The 23198-nt window shown below is 62.3% G+C and carries 18 protein-coding genes and 1 tRNA gene; 10 read left to right on the top strand and 9 right to left on the bottom strand.

The window, feature by feature from the left end; all coding sequences use genetic code 11:
• Window positions 1–3: 3 nt before the first annotated feature.
• Window positions 4–1620 (bottom strand): SulP family inorganic anion transporter, encoded by a 1617-nt coding sequence (locus tag V8J81_RS03005; protein ID WP_368477588.1) that lies wholly within the window; start codon window positions 1618–1620, stop codon window positions 4–6.
• 329 nt (window positions 1621–1949) lie between these two features.
• Here V8J81_RS03005 and V8J81_RS03000 point away from each other — a divergent pair, with 329 nt between their 5' ends.
• The 5 genes from V8J81_RS03000 (at window position 1950) to V8J81_RS02980 (ending at window position 5788) form a co-directional block, all read left to right on the top strand.
• On the top strand, window positions 1950–2486 hold the full coding sequence (locus V8J81_RS03000; protein ID WP_368474270.1) for a hypothetical protein: 537 nt from the start codon (window positions 1950–1952) through the stop codon (window positions 2484–2486).
• Window positions 2487–2551: 65 nt separating this feature from the next.
• On the top strand, window positions 2552–3418 hold the full coding sequence (locus tag V8J81_RS02995) for an S-methyl-5'-thioadenosine phosphorylase (RefSeq protein ID WP_368474269.1): 867 nt from the start codon (window positions 2552–2554) through the stop codon (window positions 3416–3418).
• Complete coding sequence (locus V8J81_RS02990; protein WP_368477587.1) at window positions 3415–4668, top strand: DoxX-like family protein; 1254 nt, start codon at window positions 3415–3417, stop codon at window positions 4666–4668. Before V8J81_RS02995 ends, V8J81_RS02990 begins: the two co-directional genes overlap by 4 nt.
• A complete protein-coding gene (locus tag V8J81_RS02985; RefSeq protein WP_368474268.1) occupies window positions 4668–5135 on the top strand; it encodes a DUF2269 family protein in 468 nt (155 codons plus the stop codon). The genes V8J81_RS02990 and V8J81_RS02985 overlap by 1 nt, the downstream gene beginning before the upstream one ends.
• Before the next feature lie 26 nt (window positions 5136–5161).
• Window positions 5162–5788: a LysE family translocator gene (locus V8J81_RS02980; RefSeq protein ID WP_368474267.1), complete on the top strand. Its 627-nt coding sequence runs from the start codon at window positions 5162–5164 to the stop codon at window positions 5786–5788.
• Between the two features lie 93 nt (window positions 5789–5881).
• Here V8J81_RS02980 and ptsP read toward each other — a convergent pair whose 3' ends face one another.
• The 4 genes from ptsP to V8J81_RS02960 form a co-directional block, all read right to left on the bottom strand.
• Window positions 5882–8125 carry a phosphoenolpyruvate--protein phosphotransferase gene (gene ptsP / locus V8J81_RS02975; RefSeq protein ID WP_368474266.1) on the bottom strand — a complete coding sequence of 748 codons (2244 nt, stop codon included), beginning with the start codon at window positions 8123–8125 and terminating at the stop codon, window positions 5882–5884.
• A gap of 129 nt (window positions 8126–8254) precedes the next feature.
• Entirely contained in the window at window positions 8255–9409 is a 1155-nt protein-coding gene (locus V8J81_RS02970) for a hypothetical protein (protein ID WP_368474265.1), read from the bottom strand.
• A gap of 205 nt (window positions 9410–9614) precedes the next feature.
• On the bottom strand, window positions 9615–11012 hold the full coding sequence (locus V8J81_RS02965) for a TolC family outer membrane protein (RefSeq protein WP_368474264.1): 1398 nt from the start codon (window positions 11010–11012) through the stop codon (window positions 9615–9617).
• Between the two features lie 94 nt (window positions 11013–11106).
• The gene (locus tag V8J81_RS02960; protein WP_368474263.1) at window positions 11107–11760 is read right to left on the bottom strand and encodes a protein-L-isoaspartate O-methyltransferase family protein; all 654 of its coding nucleotides are present in this window, start codon (window positions 11758–11760) and stop codon (window positions 11107–11109) included.
• A 301-nt stretch (window positions 11761–12061) separates the two neighbouring features.
• Here V8J81_RS02960 and V8J81_RS02955 point away from each other — a divergent pair, with 301 nt between their 5' ends.
• On the top strand, window positions 12062–13381 hold the full coding sequence (locus tag V8J81_RS02955) for a mechanosensitive ion channel family protein (RefSeq protein ID WP_368477586.1): 1320 nt from the start codon (window positions 12062–12064) through the stop codon (window positions 13379–13381).
• A 50-nt stretch (window positions 13382–13431) separates the two neighbouring features.
• Window positions 13432–13505 (top strand) — tRNA-Cys (locus V8J81_RS02950).
• Between the two features lie 15 nt (window positions 13506–13520).
• Here V8J81_RS02950 and cueR read toward each other — a convergent pair.
• Together cueR and V8J81_RS02940 are read right to left on the bottom strand one after the other, a co-directional pair.
• Window positions 13521–13913: a Cu(I)-responsive transcriptional regulator gene (cueR, locus tag V8J81_RS02945; RefSeq protein WP_368474262.1), complete on the bottom strand. Its 393-nt coding sequence runs from the start codon at window positions 13911–13913 to the stop codon at window positions 13521–13523.
• Window positions 13914–13932: 19 nt separating this feature from the next.
• Window positions 13933–16437 (bottom strand): heavy metal translocating P-type ATPase, encoded by a 2505-nt coding sequence (locus tag V8J81_RS02940; RefSeq protein ID WP_368474261.1) that lies wholly within the window; start codon window positions 16435–16437, stop codon window positions 13933–13935.
• A 172-nt stretch (window positions 16438–16609) separates the two neighbouring features.
• Here V8J81_RS02940 and xylB point away from each other — a divergent pair, with 172 nt between their 5' ends.
• On the top strand, window positions 16610–18061 hold the full coding sequence (xylB, locus tag V8J81_RS02935; protein WP_368474260.1) for a xylulokinase: 1452 nt from the start codon (window positions 16610–16612) through the stop codon (window positions 18059–18061).
• A 50-nt stretch (window positions 18062–18111) separates the two neighbouring features.
• Here the strand turns inward: xylB and hppD are convergent, their stop codons facing one another.
• Window positions 18112–19206, bottom strand: a complete 1095-nt coding sequence (gene hppD, locus V8J81_RS02930) for a 4-hydroxyphenylpyruvate dioxygenase (RefSeq protein ID WP_368474259.1) — start codon at window positions 19204–19206, stop codon at window positions 18112–18114.
• 126 nt (window positions 19207–19332) lie between these two features.
• Complete coding sequence (bhcR, locus tag V8J81_RS02925) at window positions 19333–20160, bottom strand: HTH-type transcriptional regulator BhcR (RefSeq protein WP_368474258.1); 828 nt, start codon at window positions 20158–20160, stop codon at window positions 19333–19335.
• 332 nt (window positions 20161–20492) lie between these two features.
• On the opposite strand from bhcR, the gene V8J81_RS02920 reads away from it, so the two are divergent.
• Window positions 20493–22199 carry an AMP-binding protein gene (locus tag V8J81_RS02920; protein ID WP_368474257.1) on the top strand — a complete coding sequence of 569 codons (1707 nt, stop codon included), beginning with the start codon at window positions 20493–20495 and terminating at the stop codon, window positions 22197–22199.
• A gap of 4 nt (window positions 22200–22203) precedes the next feature.
• Window positions 22204–23085 (top strand): bile acid:sodium symporter family protein, encoded by an 882-nt coding sequence (locus tag V8J81_RS02915; RefSeq protein WP_368474256.1) that lies wholly within the window; start codon window positions 22204–22206, stop codon window positions 23083–23085.
• The last annotated feature ends 113 nt before the right edge of the window (window positions 23086–23198 follow it).

Here is a 23198-nt window from a genome sequence, read left to right as displayed (position 1 = left end):
GGATCAGTGCCCGCCCAAAATCCCTGTGCGCACCGAGTAATCAGTGGCGATCTCATAGTCCGGATCATCGTCGCTATCGACCACAAGGTGCCCGGCCTTCGACAGCAGCTTATGGCAATCCCGCGTGAGATGGCGCAGCATGATCCGCTTGCCTGCAGCCTCGTATTTCAGGGCAATCGCTTCGATCGCCTGCAAGGCCGATTGGTCCGCAACACGGCTGTTGTTGAAGTCCACGATCACGGTGTCGGGGTCGTTTTCCACCTCGAAGAGTTCCATGAAGCCGTCAGACGAACCGAAGAACAACGGGCCTTGGATTTCATAGACTTTCGCGCCCTTCTCGGTCGCGCTTTCCCGCGTGATGGCATGGATGCGTTTGGCGTTCTGCCAGCTGTAAGCCAGTGCGGAGACGATGACGCCCACCACAACAGCCGTGGCGAGGTCCGTGGCGACCGTCACAACCGTCACGAGAATGATGACGATAGCGTCCGTGCGCGGCACCTTGAACAGGATTTTCAGGCTGTTCCAGGCAAAGGTGCCGATCACCACCATGAACATGACACCGACCAGAGCGGCCAGCGGGATCTGCTCAATCAGCGGGGCCGCGAACAGGATGAACGACAGAAGGAAAAGCGCGGCTGCGATGCCTGCAATGCGGGTGCGTGCGCCGGATTTCACGTTGATCATCGACTGGCCGATCATCGCGCAGCCGCCCATGCCGCCGAAAAAGCCGGTGACGGTGTTGGCCACACCTTGGGCCACGCATTCTTGCGACGCGCCGCCCTTCTCGCCGGTGATCTCACCGACAAGGTTCAGGGTTAGAAGGCTCTCGATCAGACCGATGGCCGCGAGGATCAGGGCGTAAGGCAGGATGATCCAAAGGGTCTGCAACGTGAACGGTGCCAGCAAATCGCCATAGATGCCCGGCCCCTTGTCCATCGCGGCGCTGAAGGGGATGTGGAATTGCGGGAAACCACCCGCGATTTCCGCCATATCACCCACGCGCGGCACGTCGATGTTGAAGATCAGCACGATCGCAGCCGTGATGCCTATTCCCGCCAGCGGGGCCGGAACGATGCTCGTTACTTTCGGCAGCAGCCAGATGATCGCCATGGTCAGCGCTACAAGGCCCAGCATCCACGCCAAAGGTCCACCGCTGAGCCATTCGCCGCCCGCCATGCCATGGCCCGAGACTTCCGCCGTGCCCGGGACCTGGAATTGCGTGAGTTGTGCCAGAAAAATCACGATGGCGAGGCCGTTGACAAAGCCAAGCATCACTGGATGCGGCACAAGTCGGATAAACTTACCCCAGCGCATGATGCCCACGAAGATCTGGATCAGGCCCATCAAGATCACCGTGGCAAACAGATATTCCACGCCGTGCACCGCCACGAGGCTGACCATGACAACCGCCAACGCTCCCGTCGCGCCCGAGATCATGCCCGGCCGTCCGCCGATCACAGCTGTGATGAGGCCAACGAGGAAGGCTGCGTAAAGGCCCACGAGCGGGTGGACACCCGCAACAAAGGCGAACGCGACGGCTTCTGGCACCAGAGCCAGCGCAACCGTGAGGCCCGCAAGGATCTCGATCCGGATGCGGCCCGGCGTCATGCCCCCGCCCATATTCGACAAATCAGGGGAGAAGCGGCCAGACGTGACCGCCGCAAGAATGCGGCTCATGGGAAACCTCGAAGGATTGTTCGCGCTGTTGCGGGTGGCGTGGCACGGCCACCGGCTGTTTGAGGCGCTGCCTATGCGCTTGGGTCCGGAAAGTCACGGTATTCCTGCGCATACCCGCCATGGCACGTTGCGGCAGAAGCACAGCAGGCGGTCAGACCTGCCAATCGATAGGTTATAAGAGCCACCTGTTGACGCCTTCCGTGCCGGTCCGGTTGTCCGCTGGCACACACTCTTGCACTCATGCTGGACGAGGCAATTTTGCGAGGCGCTCTATGACACACTTCTCTCTCAAGGCAGCCGTGCTTGCATGTGGCGTACTTGCAGCCTGCGCACCAACAGCATCCGACGATGGCCTGTCGTCCTCTGAACGGCGTGACGTCCGAACCGCGGAAGGGTCAGCGGTAACTCTGTCCTACATCCGCGCAATTGCGCCCGTCTGCGTACGGTATTTCCGTGGCGAGGAAATCGACGCAGCCGCCCTGGCCGCGGCAGGCCTTGTTCCCGCAGGATCGCTGAACCGCAACAACGTTGCGTTTGAAACACCCGACCGCCGCCTGCGCGACCGCTTTAGATTTTCCTCCGTCCGCACATCCTGTTCGCTGAGCGGCCCAACCACTTTTCTTCGTGATTCCAGCAGCTTGCTGAGCACCGTTTCCAATGCCCTCGCACCATTGGGGTTCGAGCGACGCTCAGGCGTGCGCCGCGGCCTCAACCCGGACACGACCGTTTTCGTAGCCGCAGACATGACAATCCGCATCCAATTCAGCGATGGCGGCTATGGCCCCACTATCTCCCTGCGCACCGACTAGGCCCGCACGGCATTGATCCATGCCCGCACGCCCCCTAACGTCGCCTAGAACGAACGGGGGCCCATATGGACAGACATCTCGGCATCATCGGCGGCTCGGGCCTTTACCAGATCGACGGGCTGGAAAACCCCGAATGGGTCGAGGTGGAAAGCCCCTTCGGCCTCCCCTCCGACGCGATCCTGACGGGCCAGCTCCACGGCCTGCCCATGGCCTTCCTGCCCCGACACGGACGCGGCCATGTCCACTCGCCCACAACCGTGCCCTACCGCGCCAATATCGACGCGCTCAAACGCCTTGGCGTGACGGATGTGCTCTCCGTCTCCGCCTGCGGGTCCTTCCGCGAAGAAATGGCCCCCGGCGATTTCGTCATCGTCGACCAGTTCATCGACCGCACTTTCGCCCGTGAAAAATCCTTCTTCGGTACCGGATGCGTCGCCCATGTCTCCGTCGCCCACCCCACCTGCTCTCACCTTTCCGCCACCGCCCGCGACGCCGCCAAAGCCGCGGGCGTCACCACCCATGACGGCGGCACATACCTCGCCATGGAAGGCCCGCAATTTTCCTCCATGGCCGAATCCCACCTCTACCGCCAATGGGGCTGCGACGTGATCGGCATGACCAACATGCCGGAGGCCAAACTCGCCCGCGAGGCCGAGCTTTGCTACGCCTCCGTCGCCATGATCACCGATTACGACAGCTGGCACCCTGACCACGGCGCCGTCGACATCACGCAGATCATCGACACGCTCCACGGAAACGCCGCCGCTGCCCGCGCCATGGTGGCCGGCGTGGCCAAAGCGCTGTCGGCCAGCAAACCGCCCTGCCCCGACGAATGTGACCGCGCTCTGGAACACGCCATCATGACCGCACCCGATGCCCGCGACCCGGATGTCATCGCGCGGCTCGACGCTATTGCGGGGCGGGTGCTCTGAAACGAGTCCTGATCCTCGGGGCGGACGGCTTCATCGGCCGCCACATCGCCTTCCATTTGCGCGCTGAAGGCTGGGACGTCCTGGCCTCAGCCCGCCGCACTACGCGGCTCGCTCGCATGGGGTTCGACACCCTCAAGGCCGACCTGGCAAACCCCGCAACCCATAGCCCCGCCTTTTGGGACGCAGCCCAGGACCGCCACATCGTCAACGCCGCAGGCCTCCTGACCGCCTCCGACACATTGTTCGAAGCCGTCCACGTCAAAGCCCCCGCCGCCGCCTATGCCCGCGCAAGTGGCGGCGTCCTGATCTCCGCCGTGGGGATTGAGGCCGACACCCCCTTCGCCCGCTGGCGCCGCAAAGGCGAGGCCGTGGCCCAGGACGCGGGCCTTACCATCCTGCGCCCCGGCCTTGTGATGGCCGACACCTCCTACGGCGGGACATCCCTGATCCGGGGCCTCGCCGCCCTGCCGCTTGTATCCCCCACCGTGGGCGACGGCCAACAGGTATTCAACCCGATCCACGCCGAAGACCTCGCCCGCGTCGTCGCCGACTGCCTCGACAATCCCAAACCCGGCCAGCCTTGGGACATCGGCGGTCCAACCCGCATCACGCAAGCCCAACTCACCGCCGATCTGCGCGGCTGGTTCGGCCTGCCTCCGGCCCGGCCCCTGCCGATCCCGGATCGCGCTGCCATGGCGCTTGGCGGTGTGGGCGACGCGCTCGCCATGGCCCCGATCTCGCGCACCGCAGTGGCCCAGATCACACACGGGATCGAAACCGATGAAGCCCCGCTGACCGCGCAACTCGAAACCAAACCGCGCGGCGTCGACCAATTCCTCGCCGCGCGCCCCGCCGGCACCCAAGACCTCTGGCACGCGCGGCTGTTCCTCATGCGCCCCGCGCTGCGACTGTCGCTGGCCTTCCTCTGGCTCGCCTCGGGCCTCCTTGGCCTCTTCCTGCCGTCTGCCACGTTCCTGCCCATCGCCGCCCATACCGGCCTGCCAGACGCGCTCTGGATCGCCATGGCACGGCTCGGCGGCCTCGCCGACCTCGCGCTGGCCGCCGCGCTGATCCGCAACTGGCGCCCGCGCCTGACCGGCTGGCTGCAACTGGGCCTCGTGGGCTCCTACACCCTCGCCTTCACCCTCATCGCGCCCGCACTCTGGCTCCTTCCGCTCGGCGGATTGCTCAAGAACATCCCTATCCTAATGCTGATCGCGCTCTGGATGATGCTGGAGGATGAGCGCTGATGGACCCGTACCTCACCCTCAAATGGCTCCACATCCTGTCCAGCACGGTCCTCTTCGGCACAGGCATCGGAACCGCCTTCCAGATGGTCTTCGCGATGCATCGCAGCGACGCGGCCCATATCCACGGGGTCGCGCGCGGCGTGGTGCTGGCCGATTGGCTCTTCACCACACCAGCGGGGCTTGTTCAGCCCGCGACCGGGCTCGCGCTGGTCTGGATGGCCGGTTACGGTTGGACCGAGCCGTGGTTGATCCTCACCTACGCGCTTTACGTCCTCGCGTTTCTTTGTTGGGCGCCGGTTGTCCATTTGCAAATCCGAATCCGTGACCTGACCGCCGACGTCACAGGCCCGACGCCACTCGAAGCCCGCCGCCTCTACCGCATCTGGTTTGCCCTCGGCTGGCCCGCATTCCTTGCTCTCACAATCATCTACTGGTTGATGGTGACAAAGCCGCCGCTTTGGGGCTGACTGCCTAGAGCGAAAGGAATCCCCTGATGGCATTTGAAACCTGGCTCGCCTTTGTCGCCGCCTCCACACTTCTGGTTCTGATCCCCGGCCCCACGGTCTTGCTGGTGCTCAGCTATGCCATAAGCCAAGGCCGCCGCGTGGCCGTATCGACCGCCGCCGGGGTGGCGGTGGGTGACCTCGTTGCGATGACCGCGTCCCTCGCGGGCCTCGGCGCGCTGGTTCTGGCCTCGGCCACGCTGTTCACGGCGCTCAAATGGATCGGCGCGGTCTATCTGGTTTATCTCGGCGTTAAGATGATCCTCGGCGCACGCTCAGCCGCCTTCGCGTTGCCGGAGGCCGAGGCGATCTCCGCCCGCCGCACCTTCGGCCATGCCGCCGCCGTGACTGCGCTGAACCCCAAGAGCATCGCCTTCTTCATCGCCTTCGTGCCGCAGTTCATCGCACCCGAGGCGGCGCTGCTGCCGCAATTCGCCATTCTGATCGGAACCTTCGTCGCCATCGCAACACTCAACGCGCTGGCCTATGCGCTCTTGGCCGGCTCGCTCCGCAATCGCCTGTCGCGCCCCGGCGTGATCGCCTGGCTGACACGCGCGGGTGGCGGCACGCTCATCGCGATGGGCGTGCTGACGGCGACGCTTCGCAGGGGCAGTTAAGGGGTTAAGAAAGGGTAAACGAAAAACGCTTTTTCGTTTCTTTTTATTGGCTTAGTGTATGGTTGCAACCTTGCAACCATGGCCTTTTGGGGCTCATCCCTGGCTTTTCAGCCAATCCATCACCGCGCCCCGCACCGATTGCGCGCCGGACGCGCGCGCCTCGGTGATCACTGCACGCGCCTCCTGCAAGTCCACCCGCCGCAACAGGGATTTCACCGGCCCAATAGAGGCCGGGCGCATCGACAGCGACCTCAACCCCATCGCCGCGAAGCAGACGGCATCCACAGGCCGACCCGCATCCTCGCCGCAGAAACTCAGCGGCGTATCGGTATCCCCGCAGCGATGCACGACCTGTTCGAGGAAGGTTAGGAAACTCACGTTTAGCGTATCATAGCGCCGCCGCACCCGCTCATTCTCTCGATCGGCGGCGAAGAAAAACTGCTTGAGGTCATTGCCACCGATGGAGATGAAATCTGCCATCTCGAAGAACTGGCGCGGCGCAAAAGCAAGGCTCGGCGTCTCCAGCATCGCGCCCACCTCAAGGCTTTCGGGCAAGGTATGTCCCAGTTTCCCTTCCCGGTCGATCTCTCGCATCAGATGATCGCGCGCCTGCGTAAACTCATCGAACTGCGCGATGAACGGGAACATCACCGACAAAGGCCGCCCATTCGCCGCACGGATCAGCGCTTGCAACTGCATCCGCATGACGCCGGGCTTGTCGAGGCCCACACGGATCGCCCGCCAACCCAAAGCAGGGTTCGGCTCATCCTGCGGCTTCATGTAGGGCAAAACCTTGTCCGACCCGATATCGAGCGTGCGGAACACCACCCGTTTGCCGCCCGCCGCATCCATGACCCGTGCGTAAAGATTGGCCAACTCCCCCCGGCGCGGCACGCGGGCGCGGGTCAGGAATTGCAGCTCGGTTCGAAACAGGCCCACCCCTTCCGCACCCGATGTGGGCAGGGAGGGTAGATCAGCCATAAGGCCCGCATTCATCTGCAGGCTGACCACAGTGCCGCATTTGCTTTCGGCAGGCTTGTCGCGGATGGAGGCATAACGCTCCTGCGCCTCGGCCTGCATGGCCAGCTTATCGCGGAAGGCGCTGGCGACCGTATCCTCGGGCCGCAAATGCACAATGCCCTGATCCCCGTCCACCAGCACCGGATCACCGTTCAGTGCCTCAGTCGAGATGCGTTTGGCGTGGATCACCAGAGGGATGGCCAGAGCCCGCGCAACGATCGCGGCGTGCGACCCGACGGAGCCCTCCTCCAACACCACGCCTTTCAAACTGCGCCCGTAATCCAGCAGTTCCGCAGGGCCGATATTGCGGGCCACAAGCACCGGGTCAGCCGGCAATTCGGCGCCCGTATCCTTGCCCTGCCCCGTCAGCAGCCGCAGCAGGCGGTTCGACAGATCATCCAGGTCGTGCAATCGGTCCCGTAGATATGCGTCCGGGACAGTCTCCATCCGGGCGCGGGCGCTGGATTGTTCCTTTTCGACCGCCGCCTCGGCGCTCAGGCCCAGGGCGATGTCTTCTTCCATCCGCCGCAACCAACCGCGCGAGCGCGCGAACATGCGGTAGGATTCCATGACCTCGCGCTGCTCGGCGTCTCCGGTCGGCGCGCGGGTCAGCATTTGGTCAATGTCTGTGCGTAATTGATCAACGGCCTCTACCAGCCGGGTCCGTTCTGCGTCCGGGTCGTCGGCCACAGGTTTCGACACCACAACACGCGGCTCATGCAGCCAAACATGGCCCATGGCTGCACCCTCTTGTGCGCAGGAGCCTTTGAACATGACCTGACTGGTGTGGCGCGCCGATAGCGCCGCCCCTTCTCCGACAAATGCGCCCAATTCGGTCATCTCGGCCAGCACCATGGCAACAACTTCCAAGGCGTAGACCTCGTCTTCCGAGAAGATACGCGCATCGCGGGACTGCACGACAAGCACGCCAAGGCGCTCCCCCAGCCGCTGGATGGGCACGCCGAGGAAAGAGGAAAACCGTTCTTCACCCGTCTCGGGCATGTAGCGGAAGCCGCGTTCATCGGGCGCGTTGGGGGTGTTGATCGGGCGCGCTTTCCGCGCGACACGGCCCACAAGGCCCTCGCCCAGACGCATGCGCGTGACGTGAACGGCCTCGGCGGCCAGACCCTCGGTTGCGCAAAGCTCAAGCGTTTCGGCGTCGCGGAGCAGGTAGATCGAGCACACCTCGGTGCCCATCGAGTCCGCGATCAGATGTGTGATCCGGTCCAGACGCTCCTGTCCCGCATCGGCCTCGGCCATGACAGCCTGCAGACGGGAAAGCAGCTTTCGGCTTTCTGTCTCGGGTGTTTTTGTCATCTGTCCCGCACCTCGGCCACGGTTCTGTCGCCGTTACCCCGGTGTAGCCCGCACGCAGGCAAACACGCAACCGCGCCTTGTGCGCGCGTTTGCGATAACATGCCTAAGCTGTAACGCTGGAATAAAGGCTTAGTCGAGGTCTTCGGCCGCCAAAGCCAACCGGATTTCACGCCTTACCATCTTGCGGACATTGCGCGTGATGCGTTGGCCAAGAACGCCCTGCAATTCCTCGCGCACCACTTCCACGATGATCTCACGCAGGGTTTCTTCATCGAGAATGCCTTCATCGGCATCCGGGAAGGTGAAGGGCGACGGCTCTTCGCCAAGATCTTCGGCCTCAACCGCCTCAACCGGTTCCGGCTCCGGCTCTAGTTCAGGCTCAACCACTTCGTCGAAAGGACGCTGCCGGGAGAAGATCGGCGTGCTCGCTGCCTCTTCATCGACAGGCGCGGCTTCATCTGCCAATGTCTCGGCCTCGTCGGCCTCCACGACGTCGACAACCTCGGGCTCCGCAACTTCAGCGTCGCTCCGGACGGGTTGCTCGGTCGTTTCGGAGTTCGGCTCAACCATTTCAGCGGTTTCACCCTCCTCCAACGAGGCCTCCACTTCCTCTTCCACCTTTGATACCCCGTCATGCGGCACGTCGGCTTCTGCCTCGGGCGCGGCATTGTCACGGCGGGCCACAAGGGTCAGCAAGGCAGCTTCTGCCCCATCGCTCGGCCAATTGTCATCGCCGGTCTCAGACTCAAAATCCGCAATCTCGGGCGTGGAGCCATCCAAACGGATCAGGTCTGCAACATCATCGGCATCAGAAGTGCCGTCTTCATCCAGCATCGCATCTACTTCAACGCTGCCTTCTACCGCGTCCGCCTCAAAGTGCAGATCGGGGCTGCCCCCATCCTCGTCAGGGCCAACACTGTCGTATTGCGCAAGGCGGTCGTCGGGTTGCCATTCGCTGTCATCCGCATCCGTTGCCTGTTCAGGCGCCGCGGCGTCATCTTGAGCAAGCACGTCGAGGATCGAGCTTTCGGTTGCGGCCTCATCTTCGGGCTCAGCCTCTGCTTCGGCCACCGTCAGCCACGGATCATCCGGTTCGGTGACGCGGAAAGAGGGTGTGAGAACAAGGCGATCGTCGGAAACGGGTGCAGCTGCGGCAGGCGCGACCTCATCCTCTTCCGCGGGCTGCATAGATCCGTCAGGGCCGGGCGTGTGATCGGACACAAGCCTGCGAATGGATGCCAATACATCCTCGATTTCTTCCGGCGTCTTCGCGGGATCGGACATCTCTGCTCTCCTCTGGCGCACCCCGGTTTCAAGGCCGATTGGTACGCCAATTGCAGCCCTTTTGCGGGCCGTTCTGAACCTCAACTCGCGCGCAAGATACCCAGAATGGGCTTTTCACACAACAATTCCCGCACATTGGCTGCACGGGAATTGCTTAAAATGCAGATGTTGTGTCTGGCCCGGACGCCCGTGGCCAATGCTGCGGTCAGTCGCGACCAATCCGCTCCAGCATCGAGTCCAATTGCTCGCCCTGCGGGCTGTTGACCCGCGATGGCGCGTTTGAAAACAGATCGGCATAGGCCGCAGGATCATATTCGGGAACGTTCAGATGCAGATTCTCAACCGTCATCAAACCGGCAGCGGCCAGCAGTTGATAGCAGGACAGATAAAGGTCCGTTTGCGCCTGAATGCGGCTGATGCGGGCATCCAGCACATCCTGTTCAGCATCAAGCACATCCAACGTCGTCCGCGCACCAAGCGAGGCTTCTTCCTGCACACCCCGGAAGGCGAGCTCTGCCGCTTCAATTCGTTGATCTGCCGCCTGAATCTGCGCGTTGGCGATTTCCATACCGGCCCAGGCATTGCCCACCGCCTGCAGGTTCAGCCGTACCTGTTGGTTCAAGCTCGACCGCACGGCTGCGGCCTGCGCACGCGACTGGCGTTCCAGCGACAGAAGCTGACCGCCGCGATAGATAGGTTGGGTCAAGGTCAGGCCGATGGTGCCGGACGAATTCCAGTTATCGGCACCGGGGATTTGAACCGGGTCGGTGAAATTTTCGCTTAACCGTCCCTCAAGGCTTAGCTGAGGACGCACCCCGGCGCGGGCCTGTTCGATGCCCAACTCAGCCGCCGTCACCTCATGCTGAAGCGCACGGACGGAGGGATGTTCTTGCCGCGCCAGAGCCTGCGCGGCAGCCTCCGTGCGCGGTACGTTTGGCAAGCTTCCGGGGCCAGACAGGCCATTCGGGTAGCGGCCCACAGCCAGATTGAACAATTCGCGGCTGATATCAAGCGCGCCTTGCGCAGCCGCCAGTTGCGACCGGGCCGTTGCCAGCTGCGCTTCGGCCTGCGCCACGTCAGTGCGCGTATCCTCGCCCACCTCAAACCGGTCCTGTGCTGCGCGCAGCTGTTGTGTGATCACGCGCACATTGCGTTCCCGCACGCCCACGATCTGCATGTCGCGCCACACGTTCATATAGGCCGTCACCGCATCCAGCAGCACCTGCTGTTCGAGGGAGATCAGCTGCTCGCGCGTGGCCAGAACCGTCTCCTCCGCAGCTTCAATCGCAAACTGGCGCGCGCCGCCGTCGTACAGCAGGTATTCCATCACCAAAGATGCCGAGGCGTTCGAAGTGTTGTTGATGACGTCGCGGTTCATCGTGGCCACGAATGTCAAAACCGGACGAAGTTGCGCGACGGCCTGGGCCACGCCCTCATCCTGAACCCGCAACAGATAGCGATTTTGCTCCAAAAGGTTCGAATGGCGATACGCATCCGCCATGACCTGCCGCAATCCATCCGCCTGAACAGGCAGCGCGGCTGCTAATGACAGGCCCAAGGCCCATAACGCGGTCTTCGTCCGCCCGATCCATTGAACTGCCATCTGATCCCCCGCTAGATCTGGTTTTGCCTGTTGCCTTGCCTGTGTCGTCTTTGTCTTGTTTGTCCGATGCACCCTTTGACGGATGCAAAGTCATTCAGAATGCGAAACTTGGTTCTTTTGTGAAGCCGGGCAAGAGCGGTGCCGTTGCATTAAATGCCATGCGCCAGCTCATCCGGCCGCCGGATTTTACGCCGACACGGGCCTCGCCCAACGGCCCATCCATGAAGATCGCCGCGATGTGGCCGCCCTCTTTCAGCTGGTCGATGATCGCATTCGGCACCATCTGTACCCCGCCAAAGATCATCACCATGTCGAACGGTCCGTGCTTCGCGCTGCCCTCGGCCAACGATCCAGCAACAACTGCAGCGTTATCGACCCCTTCGTCCGAAAGGTTCGCCTCGGCATCGCGGGCAAGGTCTTCGTCTTCCTCGACCGCGACAACCGCTTCGGCCATGCGTGCCAAAAGCGCGGTGGTGTAACCGGTCGAGGCTCCGATTTCGAGCACCAGATCCGCCGGAGCAGGCGTCAGTGCCTCCAACAGCTTGGCAATCGCCCGCGCATCCAGAAGCTGCCGCCCCTCGCCCAGATCAATGGGCGTGTCCACATAGGCCAAATCGCGCTTGGCATCCGGCACGTAAACCTCACGCGGAATGCTCAGCATTGCCTCAAGAATGGGAAACTTGGTGACGTCCGAGGGCCGCACCTGCGTGTCGACCATCGTGACCCTGCGCTGCGTGAAGTCCGCCATGAAACTGAACCACTCCGTCTAGTTTTCGGATTTCTTGTGGCACAAGCGCTTGTGGCTGGCAACCGCCCTGTCCCCAAGCCCCTCAAGATGCGACGAAAGGCACCGATCCGAGCGTCTCCACGGCTTGCCCTTTTCGACTGACCGTCCGATTAAGAGGGTCCAGCTTCACGTTGGTACCGGACCATGGGGGCCCACGATGGAAAACGAGACCGAAACCGAAGGTGCCGCCGACGCGGTCGAGCCTGCAATGGAAGCCGTTGAGGTTCCGCCGCCCCCGCCCCTGCCGGAATGGGCAGAGGGGATGCCCCCCTTTGCACAACAGGCCATCGAATTCGGTCAGCAAGGGCTGACCATTGCCAAGGCCTGGCTGCTCAGCCCCGCTGCCTGGTCGCAGTTTGCACTGCTGATCGTCGCCTTCCTGCTGGCGCGCTACCTGACCAAACGCCTGCGCCCGAAACTCACGCAATGGCTCTCGCCCGAGGAAGGTTCGGAGCGGCTGTTCGACAAGGCGCGGCTGTTTCTCCGCCAGTTCCTGCCCCTGACCATGCCGCTGCTGGCCTTCGCCCTGACCGCATTGGGCGAACAGGCCACACGGTCGATCTTTGCGGCAGGCAGCGTGATCGCGTTGGGCAAGGGCATTTTCCTGTTCCTCGCCGTGCGCGCGCTTGTGCGCGATATCCTGACGGACGGGTTCCTAAAACTCCTCGGCAAGTTCATCCTCTTACCGATGGCCGCGCTTTACGCCATCGGCCTGCTCGACCCGGTTATGGCCCGGTTGGAGGCAGTGGTCATCCCGCTCGGCAATCTGTCGTTCGACCTCCTCGACCTTATTCGTTTCGTCGTGGTGGGCGGGGTCATCTTCTGGCTTGGGCGCTGGTCGAATGATCAATCCGCCAGCCTGATCGAGAAACAGGCCGAGATGCGCCCCGCCACGCGGCAACTGGCCGTGAAAGCGGCGGAAATCGCGATCTTCGGCGCCGCCTTTCTTATCTTTATGAACATCATGGGCATTCCGCTCACCTCCCTCGCGGTGCTGACTGGTGCGATTGGTGTGGGTTTGGGTTTTGGCCTGCAGAAGATCGCGTCAAACTTCATCTCTGGCGTGATCCTTCTGCTGGAAGGCCAGGCCACAGTAGGCGACTTCGTGGCTCTGGATGGCGGCGAGGAAGGCACGATCATCCGTATGACAGCCCGCGCCGTGATTTTGGAGACTTATGACGGCCGCTGGATCGTGGTGCCGAACGAAGATTTCATCATCACCCGCGTCGTGAACTATTCCGACAGTGGCTCAGCCAACCGATACGAGGCCCCGTTCTCGGTCAGCTACGACACGGACATCAACAAGGTCCCTGCCATCGTTGAGGCCGCGGTCGCTACCCATGCCGAAGTGCTGGACGCCCCATTCCCGCCCGATTGCGAGTTGCGCGGCTTCGGCGACAGCGGCATTGATTTCGCCGTCGAATTCTGGGTCAACGGCATCGACGACGGGGCAAACAAATACACGTCCGACGTGCTATTCCTGATCTGGAATGCGCTCAAGGAGCACGACATCGAAATCCCCTACCCTCAGCGCGTGGTCGAGATCAAAGGCGGCTTGCCAACGCCAGCTTCCGGCGATTAGGGCTTGCCGCGATTTCTGCGTTCTCCTACTAGAGGCGCACCACCACGGACGGCGAGTTGGCGGAGTGGTGACGCAGCGGATTGCAAATCCGTGTACACCGGTTCGATTCCGGTACTCGCCTCCACCTTCACTTCAAAACCTATTCCGCCTCTTGCGCGAGGGATGACAGGATCGGACAGTCTGGTCGGTTGTCGCCTGCACAGCTTCGAACCAACTCACTTAATGTGGCCCGCATATCGGACAGGTCCGCGATCTTACGATCGATCTCATCAAGATGCTTTTGCGCGATGTTCTTCACCTCAGAACTGCTGCGCCGCTCATCCTCGTAAAGCTCCAACAAAACGCGGCAATCGGCGATTGAGAATCCCAGCGCCCGGGCGCGACCCAGAAAGGCCAGTTTGTGCAGGTCGGATTGGCGGAAGGACCGGTATCCGTTTTCGCCCCTTTGCGGGCGGATCAGGCCGATATCCTCATAGTAGCGGATCGTCTTGGCCGGCACGCCTGCGGCTTTTGCAACTTCACCGATATTCATCTGCCCTGCCCCTCCACGCTCATTCTGCCGCCATTGTGCGCGCAGCACTCACATCCGCTTCCGGGCGGACGGTAACTGGCGCCAGTGCAGGCCTCACACGCCGAAGTCGCAGCGCGTTGCTCAGGACCGACACAGACGACAAGGCCATGGCCCCGGCGGCGAACATGGGCGACAGCAACAGACCGAAGGCCGGATACAGAACGCCTGCCGCAACCGGAATAAGTGCCGCATTGTAGGCAAAGGCCCAACCGAGGTTCTGGCGGATGTTGCGCATCGTCTTTTGCGAGATCTCGACGGCGTTGATCACGGCGGTCAGATCGCCCGACATTAACACCACATCTGCGGCCTCCACCGCCACATCCGTCCCGGTCCCGATGGCCAACCCGATATCCGCATGGGCCAACGCGGGCGCATCGTTGATGCCGTCGCCCACGAAGGCCACCTTGCGCCCGTCGCCTGCCAGACGGTCAATGGCTGCGACCTTGCCGTCAGGCAGCACATCTGCCGCCACATCATCAATGCCAAGCGCGTCGGCAATCGCCCGCGCCGTAGCTTGGCGATCCCCCGTGATCATAGCGACCTTCAGGCCGCGTTCATGCAGGGCTTCGACCGCACTCAAAGCGGACGGTTTGATCGTATCGGCCACCCCAAACAGCGCCGCAAGCTTTCCGTCCACTGCAACGTAGAGCAGCGTCTTCCCCTGCGCCTCAAGCGTCACTTCCTCGGTGCCAAAGGCGCCGATTACGACCCCTTCGGACTGCATCAAGCGACCTGCGCCAATCGCAACCCTCTGTCCCGCCACCTCAGCGCGGACGCCTTGGCCCGCAATCGCCTCAAACCCCGTCAGAGTCCGATCAATTGCCAAACCTTCCGCCCGCGCGGCACGTATAATAGCCTCCGCCACCGGATGTTCTGCACGCACCTCGACCGACGCCGCCAGCGTCAGCACCTGCGCCCGATCAAATCCGTCTGCCAAAACCATGTCGGTCAACTCGGGTCGGCCTTGAGTCAGCGTCCCCGTTTTGTCGAACGCCACCACGTCCACATCTGCCAGGCGCTGCAACGCCTCGCCCTTTCGGAACAGCACACCCATCTCCGCCGCGCGCCCCGTCCCCACCATGATCGACGTGGGCGTGGCCAGACCCATCGCACAAGGGCACGCGATGATCAGGACAGAGACCCCCGCCACCAACGCAAATGTCAGCGCCGGATCCGGCCCGAGCAGCAGCCATGCCAACACGGTCAGAGCCGCCAGAATCATGACGGCTGGAACGAACCAATACGTCACCCGATCCACCAAGGTTTGAATGGGCAGCTTCGCACCCTGCGCGTCCTGCACCATGCGGATGATCTGCGACAGGGCCGTGTCGGCGCCCACGCGCGTGGCGCGGAAGGTGAAGCCGCCCGCGCCATTTACCGTGCCGCCTGTGACCGCATCGCCAACCCCTTTGTCCACTGGAATCGGCTCCCCCGTGATCATGCTTTCATCGACATGGGAGGTGCCCTCCACAACCTCACCATCCACCGCGATCCGTTCACCCGGCCGCACGATCAGGATATCCCCAACCCGGATGTCATCCAGCACCACATCGACCGCTGCGCCGGCTCGCATCACTCGCGCCGTTTGCACCTGTAGGCCCACCAGCCGGGAAATCGCCGCCCCCGTCCGACCCTTGGCGCGCGCTTCAAGGAAGCGGCCCACAAGGATCAGGGTCACAATCACGGCGGCCGCTTCGAAATACACGGCCCGTGCGATGTCTGGCAAAAGCCCCGGCGCGAAGGTCGCCACCACCGAAAAGCCATAGGCCGCCAACGTGCCGACCGCGACAAGGCTGTTCATGTCAGGCGCTCCGCGCACCAACGCAGGCAGGCCCTTGGTATAGAACACGCGGCCCGGCCCAATCAGGACCAGGCTGGTTAGGGCCCATTGGATCAGCCAATTGGTCTGATGTCCGATCGTTGACCCGATGAAATGGTGCAGCTCGGGGAACAGATGCCCGCCCATCTCCATCACGAAGACAGGCAATGTCAGGACAGCGGCCAGGATCATACGCCGCCGGGCAACCATAGCCTCTGCCGCCCTTTCGTCGGTTGGGTTTGCGGCGGCCGTGTCCCCCACAAATTCGCCCGGATATCCCGCTTTTGTGACGGCTTCGGCCAGCGCCTTCGGAGGCGTCACGCCGTCCAACAGCGTTACATTTGCCGTGTTCGTGGCCAGATTAACCGCCGCGCTCACCACGCCCGGCACAGCAGCCAAGGCGCGCTCCGCCCGACCCACACAGCCCGCGCAGGACAAACCCTGAAGCGTCAGCCGCACCTCTGTGGTTTTTGCGAAATAGCCCATCTTTTCCAGTGTCTCAGCCGCCGCTTGCAGTGCGGCTGGATCATCAGCCTCAAACTGCGCACGTTCGGTGGCAAGGTTCACCTGAACATCGCGGATCGAAGGTAAGTCCGCTAAAGCCCGCTCAACGCGCCCGACGCAGGACGCGCAATTCATGCCCGAGATCTGGAGCGCATAGGCCATGGCTGTTTCAAACTTCCAGTTTCGGCAGGATGAGCAGCATATATGCACCTTCCACTAACTGGAAGGTCAAGAGCCAGCGTTATTGCGCGAAACCTGCACCGCAGATTGTCTCATGCAGGCGTTCGCCCTATCAGATGATCGCAATAGACCGGCGCATGAACAGGATTTGAACGTGACCCTTCTCCTTGGGATCGATATTGGCACCTCCGCCGTGAAGCTCTGTCTTTCAGATGCGAGCGGTGGCGTTGTGACCTCAGTCGATGCACCACTCAGCCTGCAAACGCCGTTCCCCGGTGCCAGTGAGCAGGAGCCTGACGCTTGGATTGCCGCCACGCAAAGCGCCGCACATCGGTTGGATGAAAACCTACGCGCGCAGGTCACGGCCATCGGCCTGTCCGGCCAGATGCACGGCGCGGTCTTGTTGGATGCGTCGCACGCGCCGATCCGTCCTGCTATCCTGTGGAATGACAGCCGGGCCGCGCACGAATGCGAGGCGTTGGAGGCCGCGCTGCCCGAGATCGGGCAGATTGCGGGGGTTCCGCCGATGCCGGGCTTTACTGCGCCAAAGCTAATGTGGCTGGCCGAACACGCGCCCAAGGACCACGTCCGGATCGCCCATATCATGTTACCCAAGGACTATGTGGGCCTGTTCCTCCATGGCAATCTGGCGACCGATCCGTCCGATGCCGCCGGGACCTGCTGGTTCGACCAACAGGCCCGAATCTGGTCAGACAAGGCGTGCGCGGCGTCTGCGACCAAGTCGGAATGGCTTCCGCCGGTCCTGCATGGCACAGATATTGCAGGCGCCTTGCGGCCAGTGGCGGCTGAGGCGTTGGGTCTGCCCGAGGGCATCCCCGTCGCCGCCGGAGCGGGCGATGGCGCAGCCGGTGCCGTCGGCATCGGGGCCGTTGCGGCGGGCGATGGTTTTATCTCGCTCGGCACATCTGGCCAGCTTTTCGTAACTACGGACAGCTATCGCCCCAATCCGGCCAGCCGCATCCATGCTTATGCCCACACATTGCCGGATCTGTGGTTCCAGATGGCGGCCATGCTCAACGGGGCGCGCCCCATGGCCTGGCTCGCAGATCTTCTTGGTCGTCCGATCCCCGACCTTCTGGCAGAGGCCGAGGCCGCCGATCCCGGCCCCCTCTTCCTGCCTTACCTCACAGGCGAACGCACGCCGCACGGCGATGCGGAGATTCGCGCAGGCTTCTGGGGCCTCAGCGAAGGCACCACCCACGGCGCCATGATGCGCGCGGTGGTCGAGGCGATCGCCTTTTCCTTCGCCGATGCGCAGGCGGCCATGGCAGACGCGGGCACCAAGCCAGACCGCCTGTTGGCCATTGGCGGCGGCACCCGCAGCGACTTCTTGTTGCAGATGATCGCAGACGTCATGGGGGTGGAGCTTGGCCGATCGGACGCCGCCGAGGTCGGCCCGGCCCTCGGCGCAGCCCGCCTCGCGCAGATAGCGACCGGCGCTTCTGTCGAAGAGGTCGCCACAAAACCCGAAGTCTCGCGCTGGTTCACCCCTAATCCGGCAGCGGCGGAGGCTATGTCCCGCCGCCTCAAGGGCTACCGAGCCCTCTATCCTGCCCTGAAATCAGTAAACACTGCGCTCGGCTAGCGCGCCGGAAAACTTGAGTTTTCCGCCCACGCAAACCTGACCCAACGGCCCTACAAAACGCCTCGCTCGATCTGGTCGGCCTCAATCGACTCGAACAGGGCCTTGAAGTTGCCCTCGCCGAACCCGTCATCCCCTTTGCGCTGAATGAACTCGAAGAAGATCGGGCCGATCACAGTTTTCGAGAAAATCTGAAGCAGGATGCGCGTGACCCCGCCATCCACCACACCCTCACCATCAATCAGGATGCCATGGGCCTTCATCCGGTCAATCGGCTCTTCATGGCCATGCACACGGGCTTGGCTCATCTCGTAATAGGTGTCGGGCGGGGCGGGCATGAACTCGATCCCGGCCGCCGCGATCCGGTCCACAGCCCCGTAGATATCCTCCGTCGCCACTGCGATGTGCTGAATGCCTTCGCCCTTGTATTCGTTCAGGTATTCCTCGATCTGGCTGGTCTCATCCTTGCTCTCGTTGATCGGGATACGGATCTTTCCGCAAGGCGATGTGAGCGCACGGGAGAACAGGCCCGTCTGCTTGCCCTCGATGTCGAAGAACTTGATCTCGCGGAAATTGAACGCCTTGGCATAGAAATCATACCACGTGCTCATATTTCCCCGCGCAACGTTGTGCGTCAGGTGATCGAGGTAATAGAAGCCCGCGCCCTCGGGCTTCGGGTCAACCTCACCAATCCAGTCGAACTCCGCCGCATAGGGCGACCCGGCCTCGCCATAGGTTTCGACGAAATACAGAAGCGAGCCACCAATCCCCACAACCGCAGGCACATCCAGCGACTTGTCGGCACCGGTATATTCCTCTGCCCCGTAATCGACCGCGCACTTCAGCGCGTGTTGCGCATCAACGACCCGCCAGGCCATCGCGGGCGCGCAAGGCCCATGTGCATCGACAAAGCGGCCCGCATGGCTGTCGCGTTCGCGGTTGATGACATAGTTGAGGTCGCCCTGCCGGTAGAGCGAGATGTCGCGTGTCTTATGCCGCGCCACCTCGACGTACCCCATCGCAGAGAACAGCGTCTCAAGCGCCACGGGATCGAGGTGCGCAAATTCCACGAATTCGAACCCATCGGTTCCGGCCACATTGGTCGCGTCGATAACGGCTTTCGGGGCATCATGCGGGAAAGGTCCCATGGCCCACCTCCTGCTTTTGACGCCGCGTGTGACGTGCCCTTCACGCGACAAACAAGATCCCGGCCCGCGGGGAGCATCTGCTCAGTTGCGAGTGTAACCGATTCCGCCCCCACTTCGCAACACGCGCTAGCCCTCCGCCCCCATCGCTTGCGACAAGTCCTGCGCCGCCCGCACAACGGACGCGGCCAAATCCTCGGTCTTGGCTAGGCTCACCCGGCTCACGGGGCCAGACACGGACAGGCCGGCAATCGCCCCTCCACTGAAATCAAAGATCGGCGCCGCAATGCAGCGCATCCCTTCATTTTTCTCTTCATCATCAATCGCATACCCACGCTCTCGTGTGGCCTCCAGATCAGCGCGAAGGGTCGAAGGCTCAATCAATGTCTTCGCGGTGAACTGGTCCAACGGCGCCGTCGCGAAAAGTCGTGACAGGCGGTCATCACTCATTTGCGCCAGCAGCGCCTTGCCAATACCGGACGCATGCATGGGCGATAGCGTTCCGGGCGGAAAGAAGGCTCGGATCGTCGCATGGGTTTCGACCTGCCCCACGAACAGCACATGTGTGTCCCGTGCAATGCCAAGGTTCGCGGTCTCGCCAGTATCCTCCATCAATTGCCGCAATACGGGCCGCGCGCGTTCCACCAGCGAAGTGCGCCGCAAGTACCGCGCCCCAATCACAAAGGCCCGCGCGCCGACATGCCACATCTGCGTGGTCTGATCGAATTCGACCAAGCCGCGCCCCTCCAACGTCACCATGATGCGGTAGACGGTGGCGGGCGATTGGCTCAATTCCTCGGACAATTCTGTCAGGGTCGCGCCCGGCAGGGTCGATAGATGCTCAAACACCTCCATCGCCCGGTCGAGCGACTTGATAGTGTTCTGTTCGGTTTTATCGTTCCATCCCCTCGGACGGCCCCTTGCGCGCCGGGCGGGGGAGCTTTCGCCATCACTCATCGGTAAACTCACAGATTTGAAAGCACGTTTTGCATTGTGAAAAAATCCAAGGCCCTGTTTTCACGTAGCTAAATACGCTTATACCACTTCTGAAATATAATTTCAAAAATTCGCAGCGAGACAAGAGTCCGCTTGCCCCGCGAAATCGCCGAGATTAGGCGCAAACCCGCCCGACCCCGCGCGCGCCACTCTCCCCAAGCGGGAAACTCCGCCGGCGCAACCACCAAAACACACGCCCAAGTTGCGCCAGACAGGTTTACGTAGGTTCCCGCTTCCCACCGCCCCGAAACCCGGTATCGTTCGCGGCGGGAGAATTTGGGAGGATTCTGACCATGACTGACCGCCCCTGGACCGCGTTCTACCAGCCTGGCGCACGGACAGAGATCGAGGCACCGGCCTATCGCAACCTGGGCGATCTGATCGGCTCGGTGGCCGAGACCTATGGCAAAGCCCCCGCCTTCACTTGCTGCCTGCCCAACGGCATGAACGGCACGCTCAGCTTTGCGCAAGTCGATGAGATGTCGGATGCCTTCGCGGTCTACCTGCGCGAAGTCGCGGGCCTGAACGCAGGCGACCGTGTCGCCGTGCAGATGCCAAACTCCCTCAGCTTCCCCGTCGCGGCCTTCGGTGTGCTCAAGGCGGGCTGCGTGCTCGTCAACGTGAACCCCCTCTACACCGCGGAAGAGATGGCTAAACAGTTCGAAGATGCCCAGCCCCACGCTCTGGTCATCGTCGACATGTTCGCCGACAAGATCCCGGCCGCCACCAAAGGCCACCCGATCCCTAATATCATCGTCACTCGCGTGGCCGAATTCCTCCCCGTCTTGCCGCGCGGGATCGCAGGGCTAGTCCAGAAATACTGGGATCGCTCGGTCAAACCGATTGAGATCGCCCATATCCGCCTGCCTGCCGCCCTCGCCGCAGGCCGCGCGCATCGTGACAGTGAACGCATTGAGGTTGAGGCCTATCACCAGGGCGTCGATGCCGATGATGTCGCTGTCCTTCAATATACCGGTGGCACCACCGGCGTGTCCAAAGGCGCGATGCTGACCCATTCCAATCTGCTCCATAATATGGAGCAATCGATGGACCTGCTTAGCGGGCTGGATCGCGGCAAGGAAACGATCCTGACGGCCTTGCCGCTCTACCACATCTTCGCGTTTACCGTGAACATGCTGGCCTTCTACTGGATGGGCTCGCGCAACATCCTCATCCCGAACCCGCGCCCCTTGGGCAATCTCAAACGCGCGTTCGAGAACTACAAGATCACCTTCATGACCGGCGTGAACACGCTCTTTAACGGGCTCACGAACGAGATCTGGTTCACCGACAGTCCACCTAAACACCTAAAGTTTGCGGGCGCAGGTGGCATGGCGCTGCAAGCCTCCGTCGCCGAGAAATGGGAAAAGATCACCGGCAAGCCCGTGCTTCAAGGCTACGGCCTGACGGAAACCTCACCGGTCCTCACCTTTGAGCCTTTGGGCAAATCGCGCCCCGGCACCATCGGCATCCCCGTGCCCTCCACCGACATCGCGATCCTCGATGAAGAGGGCAATCGCCTGCCTATCGGCGAGACCGGAGAGATCGCCGCCAAAGGCCCGCAGATCATGAAGGGTTATCTCGACAAACCCGACGAGACCGCCAAGGTCATGTCCGGCGATTATTTCCTCACCGGTGACATCGGGATCATGGACCCGGACGGCTATATCCGCATCGTCGACCGAAAGAAGGACATGGTCGTCGTGTCCGGCTTCAACGTCTATCCCAACGAGATCGAAGACGTCCTCGCCGCCCACCCCGCCGTGACCGAGGCCGCCGTGATCGGCGTGCCGGACGAGGCCAGCGGCGAAGCGGTGAAGGCCTTCGTCGTGCTCCAGGACACCAGCGTCACCACCGACGCGATCCGCGCCTACTGCAAGGAGCATCTCACGGCCTACAAGGTACCCAAACGGGTGGAAATCCGCGACGATCTGCCAAAATCCAATGTCGGCAAGATCCTCCGCAAAGATCTGCGCGCCGAAGAAATGAAGGGGGCCTGAGCCAATGGTCGATGAAACCACCCAAGCGCTCCTCGGCATCATGGTCGCAGTCATCATGCTCGGCATGGGCGCTTCGCTCACGCCGCGCGATTTCTATCTTGCCCTCAAACGTCCCTATGGCCTGCTGATCGGGCTTTTCTGCCAGTTCGGCTTCATGCCGTTTCTCGGGTTCCTCTTTGTGTCGATCCTCGTCGTGCCCGATCCGATCGTGATCGGCATCCTGCTGATGGCCTGTATGCCCGGCGGTACGACGTCGAACATCTTCACCTATTTCTCCAAGGGCAATCTCTCCCTCAGTCTGCTGATGACGGTGACATCGACCGTGACGGGCATCGTCCTGATCCCGGTGATCTTGCTGCTTTATGCATCGACCCTCGACATCGAAATCCCGGCGCGCGAGTTCATCCCCACGTTGGTCGTCTTGATCGTCCCGGTGCTGCTGGGGATGGGCCTGCGCAAGCTCAACGCGAATATCGGGGCCGTGATGGAGTTCACCGGCTCAATCCTGGGCGTTCTGTTCATCATCCTGATCGCGGCCACCTGGGTGCCCGCAAACTGGCAATTCCTGCTCGATACGCAGGCGGCCATCTACATTGCGGCCATCGGGTTGGGCATCATCGGCATTTCATTGGGCTACGCCTTCGCCCGCCTGATCCGCCTGCACCCCCGCAACGCACGGACTGTGGCGCTTGAGACGGGCATCCAGAACGGCCCCCTAGCCATCGCGATCATCGTCTTCACCTTCCCGCCCGACCAGCAACAGGCGATCATGGCCGTGCCTGCGCTCTACTCGCTTTTCATCGTGATCGTCTCAACGGGCGTCACCCTCTTTTTCCGCCGCGCCAACACCGCCGCAGAACAGAAACTGCCCGACAGCCTGCTCTGATATTCATCCCCCCTCGCTAGGCGTTTGCGTGGGGGTATCACTCAAATCCAATCGGTCCGTTCCCAAGCCCCCTTTGCCCATGCTATCCCTGCCCAAACACCGGCCAACCCGGG

Source organism: Gymnodinialimonas sp. 202GB13-11, from assembly GCF_040932485.1.
GTDB classification, from domain to species: Bacteria; Pseudomonadota; Alphaproteobacteria; order Rhodobacterales; family Rhodobacteraceae; genus Gymnodinialimonas; species Gymnodinialimonas hymeniacidonis.
This window is presented reverse-complemented; position numbering and strand designations above follow the sequence as displayed.

What these genes read in the sequence shown, in the direction of transcription:
- V8J81_RS03005 (WP_368477588.1), bottom strand. Translation starts at nt 1,620, where the DNA reads ATGGGCGGGGGCATGACGCCGGGCCGCATCCGGATCGAGATCCTTGCG.
- V8J81_RS03000 (WP_368474270.1), top strand. Translation starts at nt 1,950, where the DNA reads ATGACACACTTCTCTCTCAAGGCAGCCGTGCTTGCATGTGGCGTACTT.
- V8J81_RS02995 (WP_368474269.1), top strand. Translation starts at nt 2,552, where the DNA reads ATGGACAGACATCTCGGCATCATCGGCGGCTCGGGCCTTTACCAGATC.
- V8J81_RS02985 (WP_368474268.1), top strand. Translation starts at nt 4,668, where the DNA reads ATGGACCCGTACCTCACCCTCAAATGGCTCCACATCCTGTCCAGCACG.
- V8J81_RS02980 (WP_368474267.1), top strand. Translation starts at nt 5,162, where the DNA reads ATGGCATTTGAAACCTGGCTCGCCTTTGTCGCCGCCTCCACACTTCTG.
- ptsP (WP_368474266.1), bottom strand. Translation starts at nt 8,125, where the DNA reads ATGACAAAAACACCCGAGACAGAAAGCCGAAAGCTGCTTTCCCGTCTG.
- V8J81_RS02970 (WP_368474265.1), bottom strand. Translation starts at nt 9,409, where the DNA reads ATGTCCGATCCCGCGAAGACGCCGGAAGAAATCGAGGATGTATTGGCA.
- V8J81_RS02965 (WP_368474264.1), bottom strand. Translation starts at nt 11,012, where the DNA reads ATGGCAGTTCAATGGATCGGGCGGACGAAGACCGCGTTATGGGCCTTG.
- V8J81_RS02960 (WP_368474263.1), bottom strand. Translation starts at nt 11,760, where the DNA reads ATGGCGGACTTCACGCAGCGCAGGGTCACGATGGTCGACACGCAGGTG.
- V8J81_RS02955 (WP_368477586.1), top strand. Translation starts at nt 12,062, where the DNA reads ATGCCCCCCTTTGCACAACAGGCCATCGAATTCGGTCAGCAAGGGCTG.
- cueR (WP_368474262.1), bottom strand. Translation starts at nt 13,913, where the DNA reads ATGAATATCGGTGAAGTTGCAAAAGCCGCAGGCGTGCCGGCCAAGACG.
- V8J81_RS02940 (WP_368474261.1), bottom strand. Translation starts at nt 16,437, where the DNA reads ATGGCCTATGCGCTCCAGATCTCGGGCATGAATTGCGCGTCCTGCGTC.
- hppD (WP_368474259.1), bottom strand. Translation starts at nt 19,206, where the DNA reads ATGGGACCTTTCCCGCATGATGCCCCGAAAGCCGTTATCGACGCGACC.
- bhcR (WP_368474258.1), bottom strand. Translation starts at nt 20,160, where the DNA reads ATGAGTGATGGCGAAAGCTCCCCCGCCCGGCGCGCAAGGGGCCGTCCG.
- V8J81_RS02920 (WP_368474257.1), top strand. Translation starts at nt 20,493, where the DNA reads ATGACTGACCGCCCCTGGACCGCGTTCTACCAGCCTGGCGCACGGACA.
- V8J81_RS02915 (WP_368474256.1), top strand. Translation starts at nt 22,204, where the DNA reads ATGGTCGATGAAACCACCCAAGCGCTCCTCGGCATCATGGTCGCAGTC.